The sequence below is a fragment of the Chitinophaga sp. genome (genome assembly GCF_036566945.1).
GTDB lineage: Bacteria > Bacteroidota > Bacteroidia > Chitinophagales > Chitinophagaceae > Chitinophaga.
Map to the genome: position 1 here is coordinate 1 of NZ_DATCVJ010001118.1, position 8,330 is coordinate 8,330.

Here is an 8,330-nt window from a genome sequence, read left to right on the forward strand (position 1 = left end):
GGCGATACCCGGGCAGGATACCGTGAATCTGGGATTGTGGGGAAATCAAAGTTTTATCCGCAATGACACCAATCTTCAGACGGGTAATTTTTATATCAGTGGTATTGCCCGCTCCAAAGCAGTGGATGCAACACTTCTTAAAAGCACTGCAGGAACAGATTCTATAGGGGTAGCGCATTATTATATGTATAATGGAGCGGGTGTTGCTGGAAATCTCCGCTGGGGGCAGGGGCTCATTGGAAACCAGGGCGCCGGTGACGCCGGTGCTGACTTCCGGATATTCCGGTATTCAAACACCGGGAGTTTTATTTCTACGGCATTGGGCATTGAAAGGTCTACCGGAATTGCGACTATTCCATCGGGATTAAATACAGGGTACTTAATGGTGAACACGCCTTTTGCACCAACATCGCGGTTAACAGTAACAGATACCAGCAGCACTCCATATGCGCCCTATTCCACTACAGCAGCAGGCCCTAAAGCCAGTGTCGCCAGTTTTTTTAACCTGGCATCCGTGACAAATACTTACGTTGGATTTAATATGCAGGTAATGGTACCTCCGGGCATTTACCAGTCGGCCTACATGGGAGTGGTATCTACTACCGATGGGGTGGGATATGGTGCGCATATGATCTTCGGGCAAAGAACGGGGTTGAATGCCTATGCAGAGCGCATGCGTATCACTACCGGAGGACTTGTAGGCATTGGTACCACCACACCTGCTGCCATGCTGGATGTAGCCGGATCGGTTAAAGCCACCGACTTACAAATAACCGGAACTGCCGCTTTTCCCAAATTAAAAACCTATGGTGCCACCGGCGCGGGGCAACTGGAAATATATGGCGGTACCCTTGATCCGAATAATATTAAAAACAGAAGATGGTCTATCACCCGCAACAACGCAGAATCGGGTTTACAAACCGGTAGCGATTTTGCGATCAATCGGCATGACTCCACTGGCACATTGAAGGATGCTCCCCTGAAAATACCACGGAGTACAGGTGTCGTGGATATGGCCAATGGATTTATAGCAGCGAGTTCTTCAAAGATCCGCGGTTTATCTACCGGAGATGCCAACACTTCTTACCTGGCATTTGTGGAAAAAAATGATACGGTAAGAGCGGGATATGTAGGAAAAGTATCTTCTGTTAACGGGGATGTAAGTTTATTAAGTGACAAAGGAAACATTTCTCTGGGTGCATTTGGGGGTGGGCAATTTACCTTGTCGAGAGCTTTTTTAATGGTATCCACCGGAAGTATCCTGTTAACGGATACGCTGTCCAATATGATCAGCTATAATTTAAAAGGGGTGGCCGCACCAACATTTAACTCAGGTAGTGTAGGGACTAAATTGTTATTATATCCGCAGGCCATGGCTAATAATACTAACTATGCGATCGGTATTGATACCGGTGCCACCTGGTTTTCCGTGCCTCAGTCTAACCTTAGCTATAGCTGGAAGTATTATGGGGGTACGACATTGGTCTCCAGACTTACTGCGCAGGGAGGACAGGAATGGAACGGTCAAGGTAGGTTTAAAGGTTGGTATACCAGCGGTTCAGATCCTGCGAATGGACCAGCTGCTGAAATTGGTTTTTACAATGGCTATGCAACGTTGATAGGGTGTAACAGAAGTACAAAGATGTACATGCCCTTAAGACTCGTAGGAGGATCGACCCTCACGGACAATAAAGCTTTTGATATAGATAGTGTCGGTTACAGATTTTTGAGCATGGCCAATGCTGCTGTTTTAAGTACAGATGCTAATGGATACCTGGTAAAAACGCTGATTCCCACCACCGCTTCCACAGCCAATACCCTGGCCTTACGTGATGGCGGCGGAAGTCTTACCGCCACCTCATTCCTTCAAAGTTCCCGCGCAAGCCTGAAGAAAAACATCCGCATTTTTAATGAAGATGCATTGGCCTTGCTCATGCAGGTACAGGTGAAACAATTTGTATACAAAGATGATAAGCAGGAAAATGTGCGCGTAGGTATTATCGCCGATAGCACCGACTGGCACTTTTCCACAGTAGCGCATGACAAGTTCGATATCAACAGCTCTCTGGCAATCACTATGAAAGCCGTACAGGAATTAAACCAACGCCTGAAAAAAGAGAATGAAGACATCAGGGCTGAAAATAAAATACTGGCGGCGAAGCTGGAGGAAGTACTCAAACGATTGACGGATATAGAGCAATCGGTAAAGAAAAATTAAGAAAGAGTCGCTATATTATTGGTCTGCCGGCTCCGTGCATTGCACGGAGCCGGTGGTTTTATATCAGGGCTTGCGTTAGAAACGGAAGTCTATGATTCCGCCTCAACTTATCAGCCCAATGGCAGATAAAATAAACGCCACTCGTTCCCCGACCGTTGCTTCCGGTAAAGTGATCGCTTCATATCCCAGCTGCTCATAGGTTTTGATCATCCTGTCGTAAGTACGCACGGCTTCTTCAAAAGATTGTTTTCGTTCGCTATCCTGCTCATAGATGGCTAACCAGGGCGGTGTGAAAAATACGCGGGTATTAAAACGATAGGTGGCCGCGGCTTCGCGCATAGCCGCCGGCACCGGTAACCCACATAATTCCAGGTAGCCAATGGTATCGGCGATGCCACGATCGAAAAATACGGGCGAAGGCTGATTGACGGCCGCCTCGAAATCGAGCAGCGACTGTTCAAACATCAGGCGGGCAAATTCCTGCCGGTCCGCCCAGGGCAGCGCATGGCCGCCGGTAGCCACCTGTTGCCGGATAATATCCCGCCCGGTTTCGGGTACACATGTGTATCCCCGTTCACGTAACGCTGTAATGACGGCAGTTTTCCCCATGCCGGGCCCGCCGGCGATAATAAAAAACTGGTCCTTTTTCATGATTAAATATTTGGAAAATAATAAATATATGGGAAGGGCTGGGTGTGAAGAGGATGTAAAGTAGTAAAAATCGACAACAAACTGTGGATTTTCCGATTATCTTTGGGATATCTATGCGGCAGAGAATCAAGCAACTACTATACCAATCCGCCATATATTTCTGGGATCTCATCATCAATATAGGTGTGCATCCAACAATGCCGTATATCGAATCGAGGCGCACCATGTTGCTGAACTTAATCGCATTGCCCTGCATTCCCTTCATGTTTTTTTATTGTATTCTGAATGCTTATCAGGGCAGGTACCTGTTATCTGTGCTGAATGCAATTACCACACTGGCGGTGATCACGGTATTGTTTCTACATAAATACCGGATGTATCTCTCTGCGCGGATAGTCCTGATATTCTTCAGCGCTGTGCTGTACGGCTTTACCGGGATGTATTTTCATAACGGAGCAGAGTATTTTTTATTAAATATAATGGTCGTTACGATATTGGTATATGATAACAAGTGGATTGTTGGCTGCGTGAGTGCATTGATTACCGCCGCGTTTCTATTGGTCATATTCATGCCTCAATCCTGGCATCTGGCGCCACCGGTGCCTACGGAGCGGGTATGGAGTAATGTGGCTGTTTCCCTGGTGGGGCTTATCGTGATACTTTGTTTTTTTAAATATATCCAGGCCGGCTACCAGCAGGAAATTGAAAAACAGCGGCAGGCGTTGTTGGGCATGAACAAAGACAAAGAAAAACTTTTTTCTATTGTGGCCCATGATATCCGGAGCCCGTTGTCTACACTCGAAAGTTTGCTGGACATGTTCCAGAAAGGAGAGTACCCCCGGGAGGATATGGAGGAAGCGGCTGCCATACTTCATAAGAAAGTAGCGCAGCTGGGAGGCACACTGGATAATGTGTTGCGGTGGAGTACCAGGAGCATGAAGGGGATTCAGACAAGGCCCCGGCATTTTTTACTGGCCCCGGTGATGAGCGAGGTATTACTTTTTTTTGAATTGATTATACAGCAGAAGAATATGACGGTAGATGTACAGGTGCCCGTTAGTACTGCCTTGCATGCCGACAGGGACCAGGTATCTGTTATTCTTCGTAACCTGTTCAGCAATGCGCTTAAATTTAGTTATGCCGGTGGAAGGATTACGGTGATCGCCTCACAAAACGATCAACAGATACTGATCAGTATCACGGATGATGGTATAGGGATGGATCAGCAGCAGCTGAAAACATTATTCACTTCCCAGCAGCATCCTGCCTATGGCACCAGTGGCGAAAGAGGCACCGGCATTGGACTCATGCTTTGCCGGGAATTTGCCGAACAAAACAACGGGGTTATCGACGTAGAAAGTACTTCGGAGGGCGGTACCACCTTTATCGTGCAGCTCCGCAAGGGCGATGTACCAGCCAATGAACCCGCTGTATCCAATTAATTATTGAAACTTCAATGCCACACCGGGCGCTAAATTTTCGGGGCACTAAAAGAAATTACAAATTTATTCTATATTTGTAAGGACTATGCCAGATCCCTATTCTTCATTCATCCAACGTATCATGTACCGTTATCCTATACTTTCCTTCACGCTTTTGTTGTCGCTTTTATTGGCAGGTTGTGCAAAGGAGCAGTCGTTTGAGCTGCCAACAACGCCGGGTACGGGCATACCGCTACCAGCAGGCGATGGAGCTGTTTTTGCCTTTGTGGCTGCCGGGGGAAGTTGCTCCGATGCCAAAGCTTCAGGTATTTTTCTGACAGGGCAAATCCTGGATGAAGACGCCAAAGTAAAGGTAACGGTGAACGTTACACGAAAAGGAAAGTGGACATTGACCAGTAACGTGGTGAACGGGATGCTGGTAATGGGAACAGGCACTTTTACCCAAACCGGCGTACAGGTGATTACCCTGCAAGCGACTGGTTTGCCGCAAACGGCTGGTGTCAACAATATTTTGCTGAGTACGGGCACCGCCAATTGCAGTGTAGCCGTTACGGTTAGTGGCAGCGTAAGCAGCACTGAAGGGTATTATTATAAAATAACCGTAGCAGGACAAACCTATGAACAAGCCGTAACCGAAGATAATCATTACGAAGCCGGCGCCGGAATGGGCGGGGTAGACGATGTTACCATCTCAGCTTCTATCAACTATACTTACGAATACGGTCAGGACCCTCCGGCCGGCACTACGGCCATGAGCGTAACCATAGGCCTGATGCACAATTACCTGAACGCTTCGGATAAAGACTTCACAGACTTTTTTACACCTGGTAATTATTCGTACGTCAAAGATTTTTATGGCGCCAAAGGGGTGAGCATCGACTGGTTAGATCCCCAGGGAGAGCAATGGAGTACACAGGCAGGTAGCGCAGATCAGACGGGCAGCACTTTTACCATTATCAGCGCGGTGGATGCAATGGCATTTAATGGCTATTATCTCAAAACAAAAATGCAGTTTAAATGCAAGCTGTATAATGTAAATACAGGCGCCATGAAAGAAGTGACGAATGGAGAGATGGTAGGCACATTCGGTAAAATATAGCAGTAACGCATACATTAAAAGAGAATACCTATGGCCAAATACGACGACGCTTCCTGGCATTATGGAGGCAACTATCCGAAAGATTTACCTAATGCAAATGCAGCCACCCATATCGGCATGTTTTTAACCTGGTGTATTGATCATGATCTGATGTCGGAAGAACAAATCGATGACTCCGAAGAAGATATTCAGAAAGTAAAGAACAGAACCCTTACGGGCGCAGAGTTTCTGATCAGCATCTGCGATGAGAAATTTACTACCGACGACCTGGCACAGTTGGGAAATGATTTTGCCAAAACATATTATGCCCGCAAAGAAAAAACCGCTGCTGCTAAATATGCCAGTTATTTCGAAGACTATGAAAAGGTATTCGGACCATCAGACGGCACATTTAATTTATACAGTGTCGCCAATACCTGGGAAAATTATAATCTCCTCAAACCGTTAATTGATCAACGATTTGAAGAGTGGAAAGGCTTCCAGTAATCAGGAAGCCTTACTTATTGTAATGCTTCCTGTGCTGCCATCACATGGTCTCTGTTGGCATCGCCCCATTTTTCAATAGCGGCAATGACGGGGATGATGCTTTCGCCCACTGGGGTGAGATAATATTCTACCCGCAGGGGTATTTCTGCATACACCTTTTTACAGATCATGCCATATTCTTCCAGTTCCCGTAATTGCATATTTATGACACGGGGAGCAGCCGCAGGAATGGCAGCATGCAGCTCACTGGGCCTTCTGATGCCTTTGTGAATACCGTCGATGATACAGGGTTTCCATTTGCCACTCAGTACTTTCATGCTGATATTAATGCCACAGTCCAGGTCTTCCGGTATTTTTCTTTCGTACATATACAGCTTATTATCCCGCAATTTTAATTAAATAAAGTGGCATAGGGAATAATTTTTCCCGCCAGGAATCTTTCTTCCCTTATTTTTTTGCTGCCCGATTGAGCGGAAGTTTGTGTCATAAAAAATAAATGATATGACAACAAACAAAAAGGTCGTTACGGTCATCGGTCTGGGCGCCATGGGCATCACCTTAGCTACACTGCTGTTGAAAGATGGATATAAAGTAACTGTTTGGAACCGCAGTGCGGAAAAAGCCGCACCGCTGGTCGCTGCAGGTGCTTTACTCGCTTCAGATGCCGCTGCTGCGGTAGCCGCCAGCCCCGTAACAGTGATCTGCGTATACAACCACGAAGCCACCTTTAATATCCTGGCTACAGCCGCCGTGAGAAACGTGTTGCAGGGACGCACGTTATTGCAACTGACCACGATCAGTCCTGCTGAATCGCGCTTATCCGCCACCTGGGCAGCCGATAACGGCGCCGCCTATATGAATGGCGCCATACAGGCCGCACCTGCACAAATGGGCAGCGCCGATACGCCTATTCTGGTATCCGGTCCGGAAGCAGTATATACCGCGGTGACACCTTTGCTACAGGTTTTCGGCGGCGGTATTACTTATCTCGGTGATGCCATCGCAGCAGCTCCCACCATGGATCTGGCCACCTTATCCTACATCTACGGATCGGCTATAGGCTTCTTTCATGGCGTAAGGATCAGCGAATCAGAAGGCTTTGGCGCCGATAAATATGCAGCCATCATTGGCGGCATTACCCCTTCTTACGGAGAATTCCTGAAACATGAAGGCAATATGATCCACGCCGGTAATTATAACATTACGCAAAGTCCCATGCGGATTTCTATAGAAGCCACCGCACGCCTGGAACAAACAGCGGTGGAGTCAGGTATCAACAGCGCTTTCCCTGCTTTTGCCGCCGCCTTGTTTAAAAAGGCTGCTGTGGCAGGTTATGAAGAGGAAGAAGTAGCCGCATTGATCAAAGTATTACGCCAACCTGCGGGCGTGTGATGTTGTTTTACGCAATCCGTTTAAACAAAGCGCCGGCATCTGGGACATACAGTAAAAAGTAAAATTATTATCTTGGCGTAAACCCATCAGTATGAGTAACGGAGAAAAAGTATGTCTGGTAACCGGCGCAAGCAGTGGTATCGGTTATGCGATTGCCGCCGCCCTGCGCGCGGAAGGATACATCGTAATAGCCACCGCCCGCCGGGAAGACCGCCTGCAGTCATTACAGGCGCCTAACGTAGCTATCTTAACCGGCGACCTGAGTGATCCGGCTTTCCAGGATAACATTGAAACATTTGTGTACGAACAATACGGCCGCTGCGACTATCTCTTTAATTGCGCCGGCACCATTGCCACCGGCACTATTGAAGACATCGATATTGATAAGGTAACGGATATGATACAACTGAATGTAACCGCTACTTTCCGACTCACCTATAAATTATTGAAACGCTTCCGGCAGCAGGGATTCGGACATATCGTAAATATCTCCAGCATCCTCGGTACCAAAGTAAGACCCACCGCCGGCGCCTATGCCGCTACCAAATTTGCCATGGAAGCCTTATCGGAGGCACTGCGGATGGAGCTGTCCGGCAGCAACCTGCAGGTGTCCTGCATTGAACCGGGACTGGTGATGACAGAACTGCATAAAGACTGGAAAGTACATCCTAAAGACGGGATGGGCATTCATGAACCACTCACGACGGACGATATTGTGGCCACCGTTAAATTTATGATGCAGCAGCCCGCACATGTGAGGATTCCCCGATTGATGATATTGCCGAAGGATCATAATATATAAAGACATGCAGGACACTACAGGATAGTTTATTCACGGTGTTCCCTATCTTGTTATACATAACTGATTCCACGTTGATATGAAAACACGATTGATACCAGCATTCGCCGGATTATTATTTATCACCACCGCTTACGCGCAGCAGCCGGTGGCCAAAGTAACGCCGTCGCTGAAGTTTGATAAACAGTCCATCGCAGCAGAGAGTTATGAGTCGGTCGCCGTATTTGATGTAAACAATGATAA

Annotated in this window: 8 protein-coding genes; 6 read left to right on the forward strand and 2 right to left on the reverse strand. The window is 47.3% G+C overall.

What is annotated here, in order from left to right; translation table 11 throughout:
- Positions 1-2,218, forward strand: a 2,218-nt coding sequence (locus tag VIP81_RS33515) for a tail fiber domain-containing protein (RefSeq protein WP_331972656.1), incomplete at its 5' end; no start/stop codon positions are given.
- 102 nt (positions 2,219-2,320) lie between these two features.
- Here VIP81_RS33515 and VIP81_RS33520 read toward each other — a convergent pair.
- Positions 2,321-2,869 carry an AAA family ATPase gene (locus tag VIP81_RS33520; RefSeq protein WP_331972659.1) on the reverse strand — a complete coding sequence of 183 codons (549 nt, stop codon included), beginning with the start codon at positions 2,867-2,869 and terminating at the stop codon, positions 2,321-2,323.
- A 113-nt stretch (positions 2,870-2,982) separates the two neighbouring features.
- On the opposite strand from VIP81_RS33520, the gene VIP81_RS33525 reads away from it, so the two are divergent.
- The 3 genes from VIP81_RS33525 to VIP81_RS33535 all read left to right on the forward strand — a co-directional run bounded on the left by VIP81_RS33525 (position 2,983) and on the right by VIP81_RS33535 (position 5,896).
- Entirely contained in the window at positions 2,983-4,311 is a 1,329-nt protein-coding gene (locus tag VIP81_RS33525; protein ID WP_331972662.1) for a HAMP domain-containing sensor histidine kinase, read from the forward strand.
- A gap of 85 nt (positions 4,312-4,396) precedes the next feature.
- A complete protein-coding gene (locus VIP81_RS33530) occupies positions 4,397-5,410 on the forward strand; it encodes a hypothetical protein (RefSeq protein WP_331972665.1) in 1,014 nt (337 codons plus the stop codon).
- A 30-nt stretch (positions 5,411-5,440) separates the two neighbouring features.
- Positions 5,441-5,896, forward strand: coding sequence for a hypothetical protein (locus tag VIP81_RS33535; protein ID WP_331972668.1), 456 nt, complete (start codon positions 5,441-5,443; stop codon positions 5,894-5,896).
- Positions 5,897-5,910: 14 nt separating this feature from the next.
- Here the strand turns inward: VIP81_RS33535 and VIP81_RS33540 are convergent, their stop codons facing one another.
- Positions 5,911-6,264 (reverse strand): helix-turn-helix domain-containing protein, encoded by a 354-nt coding sequence (locus VIP81_RS33540; protein WP_331972671.1) that lies wholly within the window; start codon positions 6,262-6,264, stop codon positions 5,911-5,913.
- 133 nt (positions 6,265-6,397) lie between these two features.
- On the opposite strand from VIP81_RS33540, the gene VIP81_RS33545 reads away from it, so the two are divergent.
- The gene (locus VIP81_RS33545; protein WP_331972674.1) at positions 6,398-7,288 is read left to right on the forward strand and encodes an NAD(P)-dependent oxidoreductase; all 891 of its coding nucleotides are present in this window, start codon (positions 6,398-6,400) and stop codon (positions 7,286-7,288) included.
- 91 nt (positions 7,289-7,379) lie between these two features.
- The gene (locus VIP81_RS33550; RefSeq protein ID WP_331972677.1) at positions 7,380-8,090 is read left to right on the forward strand and encodes an SDR family oxidoreductase; all 711 of its coding nucleotides are present in this window, start codon (positions 7,380-7,382) and stop codon (positions 8,088-8,090) included.
- The last annotated feature ends 240 nt before the right edge of the window (positions 8,091-8,330 follow it).

Bases quoted from the DNA above. Each gene is read 5' to 3' on its own strand.
- VIP81_RS33520 (WP_331972659.1), bottom strand. From the start codon at position 2,869: ATGAAAAAGGACCAGTTTTTTATTATCGCCGGCGGGCCCGGCATGGGG.
- VIP81_RS33550 (WP_331972677.1), top strand. From the start codon at position 7,380: ATGAGTAACGGAGAAAAAGTATGTCTGGTAACCGGCGCAAGCAGTGGT.
- VIP81_RS33530 (WP_331972665.1), top strand. From the start codon at position 4,397: ATGCCAGATCCCTATTCTTCATTCATCCAACGTATCATGTACCGTTAT.
- VIP81_RS33540 (WP_331972671.1), bottom strand. From the start codon at position 6,264: ATGTACGAAAGAAAAATACCGGAAGACCTGGACTGTGGCATTAATATC.
- VIP81_RS33545 (WP_331972674.1), top strand. From the start codon at position 6,398: ATGACAACAAACAAAAAGGTCGTTACGGTCATCGGTCTGGGCGCCATG.
- VIP81_RS33535 (WP_331972668.1), top strand. From the start codon at position 5,441: ATGGCCAAATACGACGACGCTTCCTGGCATTATGGAGGCAACTATCCG.
- VIP81_RS33525 (WP_331972662.1), top strand. From the start codon at position 2,983: ATGCGGCAGAGAATCAAGCAACTACTATACCAATCCGCCATATATTTC.